Here is an 18,988-nt window from a genome sequence, read left to right as displayed (position 1 = left end):
CGAAGCGAGGTGCGCATTCTACGCTTTCCTCTGTGGCTGTCAACCGCTTTTTAATATTAATTAAGAAGAAGTTTTTGCGCCGTTAATAAAGCCTCAGGCCTTACCAACCCTGACATCGTTTCAACGTGCTTTGCAGCGCCGCTTGCCGTGTCAGTGGAGTCGCATTATAGGGATCCGCGATTTTGGTGCAAGCGTTTTTTTGCCAAAAATGCGCTTTACCGCACCGTTTGCTCACATTCTAAACAAAACCGCCATTTTTGACTAAAAATACAACAAAAGTAAGTTTAAAAAGAGAGTTTGCGCAAACCAAAAGAGATAAACGGTATGGAAAACGCATCATTTAGCTAATGAGCTAACCCTGCTGTTGAATATACACTGCAGCATCTTGTAGAGAAGCAACTTTGGCTATGGCTAGCTTTGCTTCTTGTTCTGATATTGGATACTGACCTTCAACCAATAATCGATTAGGTACACCAGCATTTTTAGCCGCAAGAAGATCAGATGCTTTGTCACCTACTAACCAAGATTTAGATAAGTCGATATTTAGTTCAGCGGCCGCTTCTAGCAACATACCTGGTTGTGGTTTTCTACAATCGCAATCTTGACGGTAAGTTTCGTCACCATATTTACTATGATGTGGGCAAAAATAGATACCATCTAGATCTACGCCGCGATCTGCTAATGACCAATCCATCCATTCAGTCAAACTAACAAATTGCTCTTCGCTAAAATAGCCTCGAGCAATACCCGCTTGATTGGTGACTACCACTAAAAGCCAACCAGCTTTCTTTAGTTGTTGCATTGCTTCTATAGCGCCGTCGATAAACTCAAAGTCGTCGACCTTAGAAACATAACCACGATCGTGGTTAATTACACCATCACGGTCGAGAAAAATAGCGGGCTGCTTCATTACATAGTTCTACTGTTAATTATCTAAGCGCCAATTCTACAATACAAAACGTTGGATTTGTTGTTTCAATTGAATCGACTTTTCTTCTAAGGCTTTAGCATCATTCACACTTGACTGAGCTTCGCTAACCGAATCTTGAGCAATCAAGGCAATAGTTTCTAACGTAGAGGCAACATCTGTTGCTACTGCAGATTGCTCTTCAGTGGCTGCGGCAATTGCAGTCACCATTTCAGTTACCCCCTGAGTAGTGCCAATGACTTGTTGTAAAGCATCTCCAGCTTTATTCACCACCTCTCTACCACTAGATACCAGTTCGGTACTTTGGCTCATACTTTGGTTTGCGGCTTCTGTGAGGCTGCGAATTTGATTAATGATACGTGCAATTTCTTCTGTAGATTCACTGGTTCTGCTAGCTAGGCTTCTCACTTCGTCGGCCACCACTGCAAAACCCCGCCCTTGCTCACCAGCACGAGCCGCTTCAATTGCAGCGTTTAAAGCGAGAAGGTTAGTTTGCTCAGCGATACCAGCAATAACATCGGTAATTTTCTCAACCTCTGCCCCCGCTAGATTTAATTTGGCAATATGCTGATTGCTGTCCCCTACTGAACCTTCAATTTTTTTCATAATGGAAATGGTGTCAGTCACTACGCCACCACCCGTCTCGGCTACCTCTCCACATTCTCTAGCGTGGTCAGCTGCTTGCGAAGTATTTTGCGCAATTTCTCGAGCGGCAACCGACATTTCTTCAATCGCGGTGGCTGCAGAGTCTACTTTTGAGCGTTGCTCATCTAGCGCTGCACCAATGCCGCTGCTTTTATCAAATACTTGAACACTGCTTTGGCTAACATCTGCCGCCGTTTGATTAACCTCGGCGATGAGCCCCTTTAACTGCTCCGCCATAGCGTTAACTGAGGTGGTCAATAATCCTACTTCGTCTTTATTTGTTACCTTTAAGGGTGGGTTAGACAGATTACCATTAGCAATTTCTACGGCTCTCTGATTAACCAAGCCCAAGCTTGTTTTAATCTGCTGCGTTAACCATAAAACCACTATGCCACCGAGCAAAGCCGCGATAGCGGCGCCAGCAAACACTACAAATACGATTTGTTTACCAAGAGTTTCCAATTGCGATTGGTGGCTTTCTAACTGTTGCAGCTGTTGTTGATTCCAACTATCTAGCTGAACCTGAATATCCTCCACCAGCGGGATAACATCATTTGCCATTCTATAGTTAGCGATATTCCAATCCTCGGCTGCGCGAATCACAAACAATTCATCTACCAAGGGGACGAATATATCAACCAACTCTACAAATTGTTGCCAAAGCCTGGCTTGCTCTTCTGTAAACAAACTGCTGGCAGCTTCTACATCTGCCACCCGTTGCTTGTGTCTGGCAAAGTATTCTTGGTATTTTTCCTGCTCGTAGCTATCCCCGGTAATAATAAAGCTTCTTAAACTAGTTAAAGCATTAGCCAGTTCATTACGTGCTTCGCTCATATCAGCCAACAGACGAACTCGTTTTTTAGGGCTGTAAAGACCTGACTGTGATACCTCTTCGGTAACAGCGCTAGACACTTGGTTCATCGCTTCTTCTGCTAAGGGCGCTATATCAAATAACAACAGAGCATGCGCAGGTAAGTTGTCTTCACTATTTGAAATCTTAATTATTTGTTGCTGTAACGCTTTGAGTTGCTCAAAACTCGCGGTTGCTTGTTCAGGCACACCTGCAGTGGTTAAAGCTTGAAGGTGCTCTAGGCTAGCCGCAATATTTTGCCATGATTGCTCAAACAGCTGTTGAAACTGCTCGGCACGTTGTTTGTCGGCTCCATGAATAAGATAACCACGCAACGAACTAACGGTTAACTGCAACTGGCTTTCAATTTCTTTGCTTTGGGCAACAACAGGAACACTAACTTCAACTATTTGCCGCTCCTTTTGAGTAATACTGCCTAATTGAACAAATACGATGAAAGCAGAAATAACCATTAGTACAGCCATAAAGCCAAATGCTGATAATAGTTTATTGGAAATAGACACTGACGAAGCTCCCTTTATTGAAATGAAGATGCTGAAGATAAGCCAAAATCTTGGAGGCGTTATCCAGCGATTGGGTTTACATCCGGTAAACCCAAATAGATATCACTTAGAATATAAGCGCATATGCTGTTCTATTTCCAGCATAGTTTCTTGAAGGTTAGCCTCTAAAGCAGCAGCAAGTCCTAATATTTCCTGTGTTATCGGTTTAATTTTCAGCCCTTCTTCAAGTTGAAAACACAAGTGCTGCAAACGACTGGCACCAAAATAGCTGCTACTTGATTTTAAACCATGGGCTAGGCGAATGGCTTCTTGATAGCGCTCTGCATTTATCGCTTGGGTCAATTCAACAATCATGGCTTCAGCACCTTTTTTGTACTCATGTAGCAATGACTCAAACTCTTCTCCCATGCTTGAGCTTAAGTTATCTAGATCAGCCGCAGTGATGTATTGGTAGTCTTTTGGGGCAGGCATTTGATGGCTAGATAATTTGCGCCCTCGCTCGTTACGCGCGCTCAACCATTTACGCAGGCAAACATATAAGCCAACGCGGTCAAAAGGTTTAGTGACAAAATCATCCATGCCTGCGTCAAAACAAGCTTGCTTAGCTTCAACACTAACACTGGCTGTTAATGCAACAATAGGAATACGCTGCGCGTGGTTTTCTAACTCGCGGATCACTGTAGTGGCTTCATAACCGTCCATATCTGGCATCAAGCAGTCCATGAGAATCAGCGACAGCTTAGAGCCCCAACGCTTGAATAAGTCTATCGCTTCATGGCCGTCTCTGGCGATCATCACCTTCAAACCAAAACTATTCAGCATATGACTTGCTACGCGTTGATTTACCAGAGTGTCTTCCACTAGAAGTACATGACCACTTAAGCGACTAAGTTCGATGTGTTCTCGCTCCTCTTTAGTCCCAACACTCAACACATCATCTTCTACACTTTGCATGGGTAAACTAACGCGAAACTCAGATCCCACACCTAAGCCAGATTGCACACTAATGTCACCGTTCATTAATGACACAATACGATGACAAATAGCCAAGCCTAATCCAGTACCACCGTAACGACGAGTGGTTGAATTATCAGCTTGAGCAAAGGGAGTAAACAAATCAGCAATGGCTTCTTCGGCTATGCCAATACCGCTGTCGGTAACTCTTAGAACAACTGTCTCTTCAATGCTGGCATCAGGATAATACTCTACGCTTAAGTTTACGGTTCCAACCTCAGTAAATTTAATGGCGTTGCTAACAAGGTTTATGAAGATCTGCTGCACTCGCCCCTGATCTCCAATAAACACCGCAGGCAAGTGTTCAGGGTAATCTAACTGCAGTTTTATATGCTTAGACTTCGCTTGAGGTGAAAAAAGCTTAACCACCTCTAACAACGTGAGTTTTAAGTTGAAGGCGTCTAAACGCAGCTCCATTTTACCGGCTTCAACTTTAGAAAAGTCCAGTACATCATTCACTATCACCAGTAAGGCTTTACCTGATAAACGAATAGTATTGAGATGTTCGGTTTGTTCAGCACTCAGTGAAGAAGCACTCAGTAACTGCGCCATACCTATAATGCCATTTAGGGGAGTACGGATTTCGTGGCTCATCATGGCTAAAAAATCACTTTTTGCCAACGAGGCAGCTTCTGCTTCTTTTTGCGCTAAAGATAGTTGCTTTTGACTTTTCTGATGCTGAGCAATTTCATTGTTTAGCTGATCGGTGCGAGCGTCTACTTTTTCTGTCATTTGACCAATTGCTTTAGCTAACACGCCCACTTCGTCGTGAGATTTTTCTGGCAAGGTAACTCTAATATTACGCTCACCGAATAATAAGGTCGCATTAGTAATATAACGCAGCGGCGATACAATGGTGTGCGCAAAAAACCACCCGACCAACACCATTAAACCCGTCACTACTGTTGCCGCTAGCAACGCTTGTTTAGCCGCCATTTGTGATGCAGCAATAGTATCTTGGTAATTAGCTATTTGGACTAAATCCAAATATTCCTTTTTATTATTAGCGAAATAAGAAAGCCGCTGAATACTGAGTATATAGGAGCCAAAGGTTATCACTTGATTGGCAACATCTTTAACGGGGGAGTCGATTAACTCTTTCAAACGTTGGTATTCAGACGCCTGAAACCTGCCACTGTCGTTTTTATTCAGCTTACTTCGCCACAGCCTTTCACCATTTACATCAAACACCAATAGCGGACCACCACTATGTTGATTGGCTTCACCAAGCAATCCATAAGCAGAGTTACGTTGAGAGGATTTGAACAGTTCGTCTAGTTGATATTGAAATAACCAAATCGCAGCCACTTCACCAGAATGGTGCTGCACACCATGCGCTAAATACCAAAATCCTTGGTTAGCTTGGCGAATGGTTTGAGCGTGGGCTACATTAGGTGCTAGCTCTGCCTTTTTTAGTAAGGTTTTAGGTAAGGTTTGACCATATTGTTTACCCACTGACAAATAATCAATTTGTTGTCCCTGAGCAACGACCACTAAATGTACTGCAACGAGAGCTTTTTCACGCTTTAGTTCGTGGCGAATATCATTTTCTATTCGCGACTTCCAAAAAGCCGGTTCGATATTTAAAAACTGCCCGTCAACATACTGCTGTTGAATAAAGCCACTAAGCAACGCTGGCTCAGCAAAATGTTGAATTTCTTCATAGGCGTGGTCTATCTCACGGTCTAAACGTTCGACTTGAATAGCATTGTGCAAACTCAGCTGCTGTTTACGCTCAAGCTCTAAACTAGACACAAAAGAAAAATAGAAAATCAGATAAGTAACCAGTACTCCAGCAACCACCAAACAGCCACTGAGCAAAGTAACGTAAGTGCTAATCGAGCTTTTGGTACGTGTAAACCAAGAGTGATTCTTCCCTCTTGCCCTCTCCATTAAACGAATTAAACGATCTTCTCGTCGATGCTCTCGCTCAACATCACTCATCGGGGCTGGCGCTTTAAGCTCGATATAAATGGCAATACTCACCACTAAGTAACTTAAGAGTTTAATGAGGGCCAAACAGAATACCGCTAAGCTGTTAGCACCAAGTTCTGGCGAAACAGGCCAAAAATACAAAATAAATTGAATGCAAACACAGGCAAAAACACCACACTCTAAAGTGCAATGTAACCACCGACCTCGCCAACCAAAATAGGCGATTGCTACGGCAAAAATAACCGTAACAAGCAGTTCAAGTACCGAACGTAAATGATCTAAGGTAACTTGCATGAAAGGTAGCGAAACAACATAGAGAAAAGCCACACTGAGCACAGCAAAAATAATGCTACCAATGGCCAATACCGAAATGCTCATTTTGCCGCCATTAGCTAAACGTTCATAACGACTCAGCAATATTCCGCATATCAAGAGTACCGCCGCTAAAAAACCGCGTGTGATTAACCCAGCCCATACTGCAACGATGTTAGAAGAATGAGGTAATGGCGATAAAAAGGATTGGTGGTGAAGCACGAAATAACACAGTTCTAAACCCGTGACGGAGAAGAAAGCAGCACCAAATACCAACATGGTATAGCTGTATTTTTTTCGATAAAATCTGCGACACATAAAGCCAACAGATAAAGGCAAAATAATACTGAATACGGCCACAAGCAACGAGGCCAACGGCGGTACAGTAGCGTCAACGCTTTGCCCCCAAAAGGCTAACGCCACCACCACAACAAGTGAAAAAAGCAAGCCTACGCTATGACGCCAAGCCAGATCGAGAGATTGGAACATGCTGAAACAAGGTTTAAACATTACCCTATCCTTGGTAAACCATCCTTACAGGATTATTTTCGCTATTCAGCATGAAACTAGAAACAGCAAGCGAAAGTAAGTGATGTTATAATAAACCCTGTATTATCAATAAGTATATGTCAATTGTACCAGCCAATGACCAGCTTCAAGTATTTTATCAATAGGATAGTTATGCGCTTCATTTTAACAGCAGCATTAAGCCTTAGCATTTTAGGGTGCAGTGGCAGTTACTCATTCAATACCAACGTAGATAAAGAGAACTTCGAGAACTACGTACCCGCGGCCGACGTTACAGTGTATCAAGCAGAGGATATTGACCCACTGAATGCTGAATATATAGGTATTGTAGAGGGGGTAAGCTGCCAAGAAAAAACCAACCAAGCGCCACCTCAAGAAGTGGATGCCCGTAATGACTTACGTGCTCAAGCGGCTAGTGTTGGTGCAAACGCGGTAACGGTACAGCAATGCTACCCCATTAAAGATCCCGCTGCGTGTATCGCCATGATGAGCTGTTTTGGTAAGGCCTACAAAATTTAAGCTTATGACCTTAACCATAGAACCTTTGGGACATATTCATTCCCCTTACCAAGAAAAATTCTCGGTGCCTAGACAAGCCAATTTAGTCACCGCAACAAGCAGTAAATTAGTCTTGTGTGAACCATTTAACGATCTAGACATGTTGGCTGAAATAGAACAGTTCAGCCACTTATGGTTAATGTTCGCTTTTCATCAAAATATAGCGTCAGGCTGGAAAGCGAAAGTGCGCCCTCCCCGCTTAGGCGGTAACAAAAAAGTGGGTGTACTCGCCTCTCGCTCTAGTTTTAGACCTAACCATTTAGGCTTGTCCTTAATGGAACTGAGCCACGTAGAGCGTGATACGAAAAGCCCTACTCTGCACTTTAGAGGTGGAGACTTAGTTAACGGCACACCTATTTACGATGTTAAACCCTACTTACCTTACTCAGACAGTAAACCCGATGCATTGGCAGGTTATGCTCAGCAAGCACCATCAGTTTTATTACCAGTGAGCTTTTCTCCTCAGGCCAACCAACAATCTCAAGCCTTGGCACTGAGCGATCAGCAATACTTGGTGATTGAGCAAGTCTTAGCCCAAGACCCTCGGCCTGCTTACAAACAACATAAAGCAGATGATAAAGAATATGGCGTGGCTTTGTTTGATTTAAATATTCGCTGGAAAGTAAACATTAACCCGCAGGGGCAACAATACATCACAGTGATGTCGGTGAGTTATGCCACTTAGCCCTGCAGATTACCAGCAACAGCACAAACAACGCTTGGCTTGGATGCCGTGGTTATACTACCGCTTAAAAGATAAACAACTTGAATGGGCGAAGCCCTGGCAGCAAGCAATTCAACAACACATACAAGCTGTTGAAACGGTCACCTTGGCCGAGCACTGCTTTATCGCGCCCGATGCGCAGTTATTTGCTGAGCCAGGTCGCTTAATCGATATTGCAGCAAACTCGTTTGTGGCCGCTCAGTGCTTTTTGCATGGGCCTTTATCTATTGGCGAACACGTAGCTATTAACCACGGATGCTCCATTGATGGCGGTCAAAAGGGTGTCAGCATTGGCAAAAACTCTAGAATAGCGAATGGAGTGAAGATTTATGCCTTTAATCATGGCATGCACCCCGACCAACCTATATGGCAACAAAACAGTCAGTCACAAGGTATAAACATTGGTGAAGATGTGTGGATTGGCGCAAATGTTTGTATCACAGACGGCGTGAATATTAGCAACCACGCAGTGGTGGGAATGGGGTCAGTGGTGACTAAAAATGTACCAGAATGGGCCATCGTTGCAGGTAACCCTGCAAAAATCATTGGCGACCGTCGTGACAAGGCCTGACAGAGCGAAATTTGCCTGTTACAATCGCCGGAATTTAATAGCAAAAATGATAGGATAGATATGCGTTCTAGCAAATATCTTCTGGCAACTCAGAAAGAAACGCCAAGCGATGCCGAGGTTGTCTCTCACCAGCTAATGCTGCGTGCCGGCATGATCAGAAAATTAGCCTCTGGATTATATACTTGGCTACCCAATGGGGTGAGAGTTCTGCATAAAGTAGAACAAGTTGTAAGAGAAGAAATGAACGCCTGTGGCTCTATCGAAATCCACATGCCTACTGTTCAACCTTCAGACTTGTGGCAAGAAACAGGTCGCTGGGACAAATTTGGCCCAGAGCTGTTGCGCTTTCAAGATCGTCATTCGCGCGACTTTGTACTAGGCCCTACCCACGAAGAAGTTGTTACAGAATTAGTGCGTAAAGAAGTTAACAGCTACAAACAGCTACCACTTAACCTTTACCAAATTCAAACCAAGTTCCGTGATGAAGTTCGCCCACGCTTTGGTGTAATGCGCTCACGAGAATTTTTGATGAAAGACGCATACTCTTTCCACTTATCCCCAGAGTGTTTACAGAAAACCTACGATGAAATGTATGCAGGTTATTGCCGTATCTTTGAACGTCTAGGTTTAGAGTACCGCCCTGTACTGGCTGATACCGGTAGCATCGGTGGCAGTGTATCGCATGAGTTCCACGTATTAGCAGAATCAGGTGAAGACGCCATTGTATTCTCTGATGGTAGCGATTACGCGGCAAACATCGAAAAAGCAGAGACCCTAGCACCAGCAGGCGAACGCCCAGCGCCAAGCCAAGAGATGCAAGAAGTTGCAACACCAAATGCTAAAACCATTGCTGAACTGATTGAGCAATTTGAACTAAAAATTGAACAAACAGTTAAAACGCTGATTGTTAAAGCCACCGAAGAATCTGAGCATCAGCTTATTGCCTTGATCATTCGTGGTGACCACGAACTAAACGACATTAAAGCAGAGAAGTTAGCCGATGTAGCCTCTCCGTTAGAGTTCGCTATCGAAGAAGAAATACGAGCAGCAGTAGGTGCCGGACCGGGGTCTTTAGGCCCAGTTAATTTGCCAATGCCTGTTGTTGTAGACTACGCAGCTGCGCATTGTAGTGATTTTGGCGCTGGTGCTAACGTTGATGATAAACACTTCTTTGGCATTAACTGGGAGCGTGATGTAGCGCTAGGCCAAGTTGCAGACTTACGTAATGTAGTTGAAGGCGACCCAAGCCCTTGCGGTTCAGGTACCTTGGCGATAAAACGCGGCATTGAAGTCGGTCACATCTTCCAATTAGGCGAAGCTTATGCGGAATCAATGAATGCAGCGGTACTGAATGAGCAGGGTAAAAATCAAACCCTAACCATGGGCTGTTACGGTGTTGGCGTATCTCGAATTGTGGCTGCTGCTATAGAGCAGAACAATGACAAATACGGAATCACTTGGCCTGACAGTATTGCACCGTTCAAGCTGGCGATTGTGCCAATGAATATGCATAAGTCTCATCGCGTGCAGGAAGTAGCCAACAAGCTCTATGAAGAAGCCAAAGAACGTGGCATCGATGTATTGTTTGATGACCGTAAAGAACGTCCTGGAGTAATGTTTGCAGACATCGAGCTAATTGGTATTCCTCACGTTATCGTGATTGGTGACCGCAGCTTAGACAAAGGCGTGATCGAATACAAAAACCGCCGTAGCGGCGAGAAAATAGAAGTAGCAATTGAAGACATCTTCAATCAATTCTAAGTTTATACTTGCGTCAACTAAAAGCTGGCTTTAGCCAGCTTTTTTGTTTCTGGTGTGTGATGATTCTGACAAGCGGCCAAATAACGCTGTGCTAACATATAATTATGAATCAAAAGCCTAGAGCAAAATCCAAACAAAAAGTCGCGCTTGTTCTCACAGGTGGTGGCGCACGGGCTGCTTATCAAGTTGGCGTGTTAAAAGCCATTGCCGAACAATACCCTCGCAATCATGCTAGCCCTTTCTCTGTTATATGTGGCACTTCTGCTGGGGCAATCAATGCGACTGCGCTGGCGGTATACGCTTCTTGCTTTCGCCTTGGGGTGAAAAAGCTCGAATATATTTGGCGTAACTTCCAATGTAAGCAAGTTTTTAGAACCGACGGGCTAGCTATTGCTAAACAACTATCTTCAATGCTGTGTAAAAGCCTACATGCTGATTACAGTAAACGAAACGGTTTCTCATTACTCAACAATGAGCCATTGCAAGAGCTGTTAAATAACTACCTAAACTATAAGCGCATTGACCAAAACATTGCCCGTAATTACTTAGATGCTTTATCGGTCACGGCTTCTAACTACCAAGATGGCCAGTCTTTATCTTTCTTTCAAGCTGCTCAGCAACAGCAAGACTGGCAACGAGCCCGGCGTCACGGCAAAAAAACGCAGATCCATACCACCCATTTAATGGCATCCACAGCTATTCCTCTCATTTTCCCTGCTGCCAAAGTAGGTCAAGATTATTATGGTGATGGGTCAATTCACCAGCTTTGCCCACTTAGCCCGGCAATTCATTTAGGTGCAGACAAAATACTGGCGATTCACTTGGAACAGCCAAGAAAGCCAGCGTGCGCAATAGACTGCCCGCCACCCAATAGTGCGGCTATTGCTGGTCATCTATTGGATTCTATTTTTTCTGATACGCTTAATTCAGACTTGGAACGCTTGCAACGAATTAACCGCACCATTGAGCTGCTCAACGCAGAACAACAACAGCAGCTAGATCTCAGACCTGTCACCTCTTTAAGTATTAAACCTAAGATAGATTTTGAGCAAATCGCCCACGACCACTACTCACACCTTCCGCTTAGCGTTCGCTTAATGCTAGCCACGCTTGGTATTAAAAAAGATAAACCTTCGGCAATTACTAGCTTTTTAATGTTCGAGCAGGCTTACACTAACTATCTGATAAGAGAGGGCTATCAGGATACGCTTAAGCAAATTGACAAAATTTTGGCTTTTTTAGAAAACTAGCTGGCCTAGTATTTGCTTTACTCTCATGCAGTGGTGTTTTTTGACACCTCGTTGGATGTTTAAACAAAGAGTAAAGTAAGTATGGATTCATTACAATTGGCTCAAAGTAACGTGGTAAGCCCTAGAAAAATATCACATTTTTCTAGTACAGTTCAGCTTAACCCGGCACAAAAACTCAATATCATTGAGTCTTTGCAGGACAGCTTGCAGCTCGACGAGCTACTGCAAAACTTTGCCGCAGTGGCAACCAACTATGTAGAGTTTTCCGCTATCCGCTTAGTCAGCGATGCTATTCAAACAGAAGTGAATTTGTTTGAAGGACAACGCTACTACCGCAGCTTTAGTTTAAATCACAACAATCAACCCTTAGCGATTGCGACATTTACTCGTGATACCCCCTTTCAACGCAGTGAAATTGAACAACTGCGTCAGTTAAGCCAGATCTTACAAGCCCCCCTTAAACATGCACTACAAATTGCACGCTTACAGGAACGAGTGCGTAACGACTACTTAACAGGAATTGGTAACCGAGCCCATTTTGATGAATCCTTACACACCTCAATAGAACAGCAAACTCGCCAAAACAGAGAACAAGGTGGCTTGGTATTAATGCTGTTGGATTTGAATAAGTTTAAGCAAGTAAACGATACCCTAGGCCACCCTGTTGGTGACCAAGTACTGATCAATTTTGCCGAAGTGCTAAAAACCGTTATTCGTAGCGGCGACCAAGCATTTAGGATTGGCGGTGATGAATTTGCCATGTTGTTACGACCAGCCACAGAGCAATCAGCCAAGAAAGTGATTAATCGCTTACATGCCAAACTAGAAGAGTCGCCACAACTAGCGCAATACGATGTATCTGCCAGTGTAGGTGTGAGTGAATGGGCACCGGGTTGTAACAGCGAGCGGCTCATTCAACTCGCCGATGAACAACTCTACGCTAACAAGCCGACTGCCAGTTAAGTGTAATGCCCTGATTATTAGTGCAACTGAACTGGCGATGGGTGTACAAATTGCCAATCGCCACTAAATCATCATTATAGAAAACAAAGGGGATTCTATTACGCAGCCAAGGTGCTAACCCGGCTTCTTGCAACAGCTTTTTAATACTGCGATTCCCATTACGCTCTAAGGCATCAAAGCTACCCTGCTCTACCTGTTGTCTAAAACGAATAGTTACCTGCTGAATTTTGCTAGGTGGCAATAAACTGCCGCCTGCTTGCCAACTAATTTGACTATTATTCTGAAGATTGATGGCTCTTTGCGTATCCCATAACCAAGCTACGGTGGACTCCGTTTCAACGAGTGTTTTAGAGTTCACCAAATACAGTTTATTTTTAAACCTACGCAGCTGCCCTTCAGAAAATGTAATCGCGACTTTAGCGTCGTCCTTAGCCTCGATTTGTTGCATAATTTGCGCTAACTGGCTTTGACTTGGATAGCCCCAATCTAGCTGCTTAAACCAAAAGCGAATTAAATTCTTTTGTCTCGCTTGTGAAAGTATTGTTAGTGACGCAATCACCAAAGCATGGTCGCTAACACAGTTCTGGTAATCCAACTCGGCCAGCTCATCAAGTAAACTCACGGCTTCTTGTAAGTGCTGAACGCTTCTTTGCGCTGTATGTAGCCACTGTGGCCAGCGTTTATTTAATGATGGTAGCACTTGATGGCGAACAAAGTTACGATCAAACTCTAAGCTCTGATTACTGGGGTCCTCTATCCAAGTTAGGCTCTGTTGTTTAGCGTAGGTTTCTAGCTCTACCCTGCTGCACGTTAATAGTGGCCTAAGCAGTACACCTTTGGCAAAACTGCGGCATGGCGGCATAGCTGCTAAGCCTTGTAATCCACTGCCTCTTTTTAATGCCAAGGTAAAAGTTTCAAACTGATCATCAGCATGGTGACCCGTAAGCAAGCAACTTTTAGCATCGATATGTTTTGCTAACGCAGCGTAGCGTTTTTCACGAGCCACTGCTTCTAAGCTCTCTCTTGGTTTCACTTCAACCGATACTTGTTCAGCAACAAACTCAACTGACAGAGCGTTCGCTTGCAGGCGGCAATGCTCTTGCCATTGCGTTGCAGAATGCTGTAAACCGTGATTAACATGCACAGCTAGCAGTTCAACATCAGCTTGCAAACGCACATATTCGGCCGCTAAATGAAGCAATACTCGAGAATCTAAGCCGCCGCTGTAAGCAACCACAATACGAGTAATAGATGTGGGAAGTTGTTTGAAGGAGTGATTAAAGAGAGATTGAATCAACAAAAAGAAACCTCATTAATAGGCATTGAGTTAAACAACTCAATGCCTTGAGACTGTGTTTAGCAGTAACCGTAAGACATTAAACGCTGGTAACGTTGCTCAAGCAAGGTATCAACATCTAATGCGCATAGTGCATCTAAGTCACTGGTTAATTTTGCTTTAAGGTTTTGTGCCATAGTTGGAATGTCTCGATGCGCGCCACCTAATGGTTCGGCAACGATATCGTTAATCAAATCCAACTCTTTCAAGCGTTCTGAAGTAATGCCCATGGCATCAGCAGCTACTGGCGCTTTATCAGCACTCTTCCACAAGATAGACGCACAACCTTCAGGAGAAATTACCGAGTAAGTACTGTATTGCAACATATTTACACGGTCGCCCACACCAATGGCTAACGCACCACCCGACCCACCTTCACCAATAACGGTACAAATGGTTGGTACCTTTAAACCGGCCATGACTAATAGGTTTTTGGCAATAGCTTCACTTTGGCCCCGTTCTTCAGCGCCTACTCCAGGGTATGCTCCAGGTGTATCGATAAACGTGATGATAGGCATTTTGAATCGCTCAGCCATTTCCATCAAACGTAGCGCTTTTCGGTAACCCTCAGGTTTTGGCATACCGAAATTACGGCGAATCTTTTCTTTGGTTTCACGGCCTTTTTGTTGGCCAATAACCATTACAGGTTTACCGTCTAAACGGGCCATACCGCCAATAATCGCTTCATCGTTTGCGTAAGCGCGGTCGCCTGCTAGTTCATCAAAATCAGTAAAGATGTGTTCGATATAATCTAACATGTAAGGACGATTTGGATGACGCGCTAGTTGCGCCACTTGCCAAGCACCTAAGTCTGAGAATATTTTTTGTGTTAAATCGTTTTGCTTTTGTTGCAAACGAGAGATTTCTTCCTGTAAATCTACATCTACGCCAGATTCTTCATTCACAATGCACAATTCTTCGATTTGTGCTTGCAGCTCAGCAATCGGCTGCTCAAACTCTAGAAAATTCGGATTCATATAATCTTTTTCTTAATTAAATTCTAGGGTGACTTGCTGTTGCCCCAATAGTTGGGTCAACGCCTCTATTAAATCTTCACTTGGCGTAATTCGCCAATCGGTGCCTAAGCTTAACATGCCGCTGGCATGATCGCCCTCATAACTTATTGTTACCGGACAGGTTCCCGCTCGGTAAGGCTCCAATACTTGGTAAAATCGCTGCCAGAACACCTCATCAAGTTGATCTCGGCACATGCTCAAACGCAGCTTTTTCATCCAACGTTCGCGGGCCATCGACAAATCCATGACTTCACGAGCTGTCATTTTAATGCCTCCGGAGAAATCATCAACGCTGACCTCTCCTTGAATCACCAACATGCGATCTTTTTCCAATAAATCTTGGTAAGTATCGTAGGCATCACTAAAGAACATAACATCTAATCGGGCACTTCTGTCATCTAACTGCAGAATGCCCATTTTAGCACCACGTTTGGTCATCATCACTCGAGTAGAGAGCACCAAGCCGGCCACTGTGGAGGTTTTCCCCCTAGCTGTTGGGCGAATATCCACCAAACGACCGGTAGTATAATGACGAAACTCTTTCACATAGCGATTAACGGGGTGGCCGGTTAAATACAGGCCTAGGGTTTCTTTCTCCCCTTCTAGCCATACTTTCTCGGTCCATTTTTCTGCGGGAAGAAATTCAGGACGAACATCATCTTCTTCAGCAATAACGCCAAATAAATCCTCTTGACCCCGTGCGGAGGCATGAGCATGCTGCGAAGCCGCCTTCATTGCAGTCGGCAAGTTAGCTATCATTGCTGCTCGGTGGGGGCCTAGTTTATCTAAAGCGCCCGCCATAATAAGCTTTTCAATCACTCGTCGATTTATTTTCTTTAAATCGAGTCGACAACAAAAATCAAACAAATCAATGAAGGGTTTGCCTTCACGCGCAGCCAAAATCGCATCTATCGGGCCTTCACCCACACCTTTAATAGCACCAATGCCGTAAACAATCTCTTCGTCGGCATTGACCGAAAACTTGAATAAGCCCGTGTTCACATCGGGCGGAACCAGTTTCAGTTTCATATTGCTACACTCGTCAACCAAGGTAACAATTTTGTCGGTGTTGTCCATATCGGCCGACATTACCGCCGCCATAAAATAGGCAGGGTAATGTGTTTTCATCCATAGTGTTTGGTAAGACACCAATGCATAGGCAGCCGAGTGAGACTTGTTGAAGCCATAGCCTGCGAACTTTTCCACCAAGTCGAAAATCTTCATGGCCAACTCGCCATCGACTCCGTTCTTGATAGAACCTTCTTCAAACACTGCTCGTTGCTTGGCCATTTCCTCGGGTTTTTTCTTACCCATGGCCCGTCGTAACATATCGGCGCCACCAAGGGTATAACCGGCAAGGACCTGAGCAATTTGCATCACTTGTTCTTGATACAAGATAATGCCGTAAGTAGGTTCTAGGATCGGCTGTAAACTGTCGTGTTGCCAAGTTTCGTCGGGATAAGACACTTCTTCTCGACCGTGCTTACGTTCGATAAAGTTATCTACCATGCCTGATTGTAAGGGTCCCGGACGGAACAATGCCACTAATGCGATCATGTCTTCGAAACAGTCGGGCTTGAGGCGTTTAATTAAGTCTTTCATACCACGAGATTCCAGCTGGAATACCGCCGTTGTTTTACAGTCTTGTAATAACCTAAAGGATTTTTGATCGGTGGTAGAGATTGCCGCTATATCTACTGGCTGCTCGCCTTTAGCCTCAAGCACAGGGTTAAGCATATCCAAAGCCCATTGAATAATGGTTAAGGTACGCAAGCCTAAGAAATCAAACTTTACCAGCCCAGCATATTCAACATCGTTTTTGTCGAACTGAGTAACAGGGTTTTTACCCTCGGCGTCACAATACAAGGGGGCGAAATCGGTAATCGTGGTTGGGGAGATAACCACCCCACCCGCGTGTTTACCCGCATTACGCGTAACCCCTTCAAGGATCCTCGCCATATCGATAAGTTCACGAACTTCGTGGTCACCGTCATATAACTCCGGTAAACGAGGTTCTGCTTCAAAGGCTTTTTCAAGAGTCATCCCGGGATCGGGTGGGATCAGCTTGGAAATTCTATCTACAAAGCCGTAGGGATGACCCATTACTCGGCCTACATCCCGAATTACCGCTTTAGCGGCCATGGTACCGAATGTAATAATTTGCGATACCGCATCGCGGCCATAGAGCTCGGCAACGTGGTCGATCACTTCGTCACGGCGATCCATACAGAAGTCGACGTCAAAATCGGGCATTGATACCCGTTCTGGGTTCAAGAAACGTTCGAACAGTAAATCGTATTCTAATGGATCTAAATCGGTAATTTTTTGTGCGTAGGCAACTAAAGATCCAGCACCTGAGCCTCGCCCTGGTCCAACCGGAATATTGTTATCCTTACTCCACTGAATAAACTCCATTACGATTAGGAAGTAACCGGGGAATCCCATTTGGTTGATTACGTCTAACTCAATCTGCAGACGCTCATCGTACTCTGGTCGTTTTGCGGCACGTACTTCAGGATCGGGAAATAGGAACTCTAAGCGTTCTTCTAAGCCGTCCCAAGACACCTTACAAAAGAACTCTTCAATGGGCAGCCCTTCTGTGGGGAAGTCTGGTAAAAAGTACTCACCCAAACGAACGGTAACATTACAGCGCTTAGCAATTTCTACAGAGTTTTGTAATGCCTCTGGTATATCGGCAAATAGCTCCAGCATTTCCTGTTCAGTACGCAAATACTGCTGGGGGCTATATTTTTTAGGGCGGCGATTATCATCGATTGCAAATCCGTCATAAATCGCCACTCGCACTTCATGAGGTTGAAACTGGTCTTCTTCTAGAAACACCACTTCATTGGTAGCCACCACCGGCAAGCCTTTATCTGCCGCTAAAGCTACCGCCATATGCAAGTAATTTTCTTCGTCAGGTCGCCCGGTACGGATTAACTCTAGGAAATAGTGGTTAGGAAAATATTGCTGATAGAAGCTTAGGCTTGCCTCTACGATATCTTGGTTGCCTTTTAGCAAGGCTTTGCCTACATCGCCCTCAACCGCTCCAGACAGAACTATAACACCCTCGGCGTGCTCACTTAACCACTGCTTTTGGATAACCGGCTTACCAAGGTGCTGTCCACCTAAATAAGCGCGAGAAATAAGCATCGTAAGGTTTTGATAACCTTGGTTGTCTTTTGCTAGCAAAGTCAGGCGGAAATAGTCATCGCCAAACTCTTCCGATTGCACATAAAAATCACAACCGACAATCGGTTTAATACCTTGGTTATGAGCTTCGCCATAAAACTTCACTAAACCACAAAAGTTAGTTTGGTCAGTTAAGGCAATTGCAGGCATATTAAGCTCTGCCGCCTTAGCGACAATCGGCTTAACTTTTTTTAGTCCATCCACCATGGAAAAATCGGAGTGAACCCGAAGGTGGATAAAAGCAGGCGTTTGAGCAATCTCAGACAAGACTACAACTCTCCTAAAACACGCTTAACAGGTTTAAAACTGCGGCGATGTTCATCAATAGGCCCGTGCTTCGCTAGCATCTCTAAATGCACAGCGGTAGGGTAACCTTTGTGTTTTGCAAATTGGTATTCCGGATGGCGAGCGTCAAGCACGTCCATCTCGTGATCTCGTGCTACTTTTGCGATAATAGAAGCAGCACTGATTTCGGCCACTAGCCCATCCCCTTTCACAACCGCCTGACACGGAATCTTTAAAGACGGCTCTCTATTGCCGTCAATCAATGCGAAATCAGGGGTAATGCTTAAGGCTTCCACTGCTCGAGTCATTGCTAACATGGTGGCATGCAAAATATTAAGCTGGTCTATCTCTAGCGGATTAGCGCGACCTAATGCCCAACAAAGTGCCTTGGCTTCAATTTCTTCAGCTAGCACTTTTCGTTTTTTTTCTGATAGTTTTTTGGAATCGTTAAGGCCGGAAATAGGTTTATTGGGGTCTAGAATGACCGCCGCTGTGACCACGTCGCCCACCAAAGGGCCCCGCCCCACTTCGTCGACACCTGCAAACAAAGAAAAACCAGAAGGATAGATAAATGGTGTCATTACTACTCCGTTGAA

Annotated in this window: 13 protein-coding genes; 6 read left to right on the top strand and 7 right to left on the bottom strand. The window is 44.4% G+C overall.

What is annotated here, in order from left to right; genetic code table 11:
• Positions 1–352: 352 nt before the first annotated feature.
• From gmhB to Q4549_RS18210, 3 genes are all read right to left on the bottom strand, one after another.
• The gene (gmhB, locus tag Q4549_RS18220; protein WP_137672877.1) at positions 353–910 is read right to left on the bottom strand and encodes a D-glycero-beta-D-manno-heptose 1,7-bisphosphate 7-phosphatase; all 558 of its coding nucleotides are present in this window, start codon (positions 908–910) and stop codon (positions 353–355) included.
• Positions 911–946: 36 nt separating this feature from the next.
• A complete protein-coding gene (locus Q4549_RS18215) occupies positions 947–2,947 on the bottom strand; it encodes a methyl-accepting chemotaxis protein (RefSeq protein WP_303553813.1) in 2,001 nt (666 codons plus the stop codon).
• A gap of 102 nt (positions 2,948–3,049) precedes the next feature.
• Complete coding sequence (locus tag Q4549_RS18210) at positions 3,050–6,718, bottom strand: ATP-binding protein (protein WP_303553812.1); 3,669 nt, start codon at positions 6,716–6,718, stop codon at positions 3,050–3,052.
• Positions 6,719–6,889: 171 nt separating this feature from the next.
• Here Q4549_RS18210 and rcsF point away from each other — a divergent pair, with 171 nt between their 5' ends.
• The 6 genes from rcsF to Q4549_RS18180 all read left to right on the top strand — a co-directional run bounded on the left by rcsF (position 6,890) and on the right by Q4549_RS18180 (position 12,563).
• Positions 6,890–7,255, top strand: a complete 366-nt coding sequence (gene rcsF / locus Q4549_RS18205; RefSeq protein WP_303553811.1) for an Rcs stress response system protein RcsF — start codon at positions 6,890–6,892, stop codon at positions 7,253–7,255.
• A gap of 4 nt (positions 7,256–7,259) precedes the next feature.
• Entirely contained in the window at positions 7,260–7,979 is a 720-nt protein-coding gene (tsaA, locus tag Q4549_RS18200) for a tRNA (N6-threonylcarbamoyladenosine(37)-N6)-methyltransferase TrmO (protein ID WP_303553810.1), read from the top strand.
• Entirely contained in the window at positions 7,969–8,589 is a 621-nt protein-coding gene (locus Q4549_RS18195; RefSeq protein ID WP_303553809.1) for an acyltransferase, read from the top strand. The genes tsaA and Q4549_RS18195 overlap by 11 nt, the downstream gene beginning before the upstream one ends.
• 60 nt (positions 8,590–8,649) lie before the next feature.
• A complete protein-coding gene (locus Q4549_RS18190; RefSeq protein ID WP_303553808.1) occupies positions 8,650–10,350 on the top strand; it encodes a proline--tRNA ligase in 1,701 nt (566 codons plus the stop codon).
• Between the two features lie 104 nt (positions 10,351–10,454).
• A complete protein-coding gene (locus Q4549_RS18185; RefSeq protein WP_303553807.1) occupies positions 10,455–11,600 on the top strand; it encodes a patatin-like phospholipase family protein in 1,146 nt (381 codons plus the stop codon).
• 81 nt (positions 11,601–11,681) lie between these two features.
• Positions 11,682–12,563 carry a GGDEF domain-containing protein gene (locus tag Q4549_RS18180; RefSeq protein ID WP_137672869.1) on the top strand — a complete coding sequence of 294 codons (882 nt, stop codon included), beginning with the start codon at positions 11,682–11,684 and terminating at the stop codon, positions 12,561–12,563.
• Here the strand turns inward: Q4549_RS18180 and tilS are convergent.
• From tilS to rnhB, 4 genes are read right to left on the bottom strand one after another with little or no spacing between them, the layout of a single operon-like run.
• Entirely contained in the window at positions 12,541–13,860 is a 1,320-nt protein-coding gene (gene tilS, locus Q4549_RS18175; RefSeq protein WP_303553806.1) for a tRNA lysidine(34) synthetase TilS, read from the bottom strand. The genes Q4549_RS18180 and tilS overlap by 23 nt on opposite strands.
• A gap of 59 nt (positions 13,861–13,919) precedes the next feature.
• Complete coding sequence (gene accA / locus Q4549_RS18170) at positions 13,920–14,876, bottom strand: acetyl-CoA carboxylase carboxyl transferase subunit alpha (RefSeq protein WP_303553805.1); 957 nt, start codon at positions 14,874–14,876, stop codon at positions 13,920–13,922.
• 12 nt (positions 14,877–14,888) lie between these two features.
• Positions 14,889–18,374 carry a DNA polymerase III subunit alpha gene (gene dnaE, locus Q4549_RS18165; protein WP_303553804.1) on the bottom strand — a complete coding sequence of 1,162 codons (3,486 nt, stop codon included), beginning with the start codon at positions 18,372–18,374 and terminating at the stop codon, positions 14,889–14,891.
• A gap of 2 nt (positions 18,375–18,376) precedes the next feature.
• A complete protein-coding gene (rnhB, locus tag Q4549_RS18160) occupies positions 18,377–18,973 on the bottom strand; it encodes a ribonuclease HII (protein WP_303553803.1) in 597 nt (198 codons plus the stop codon).
• Positions 18,974–18,988: the final 15 nt, after the last annotated feature.

Origin of the sequence: Agarivorans sp. 2_MG-2023 (assembly GCF_030548085.1) — a bacterium.
GTDB lineage: Bacteria > Pseudomonadota > Gammaproteobacteria > Enterobacterales > Celerinatantimonadaceae > Agarivorans.
This window is presented reverse-complemented; position numbering and strand designations above follow the sequence as displayed.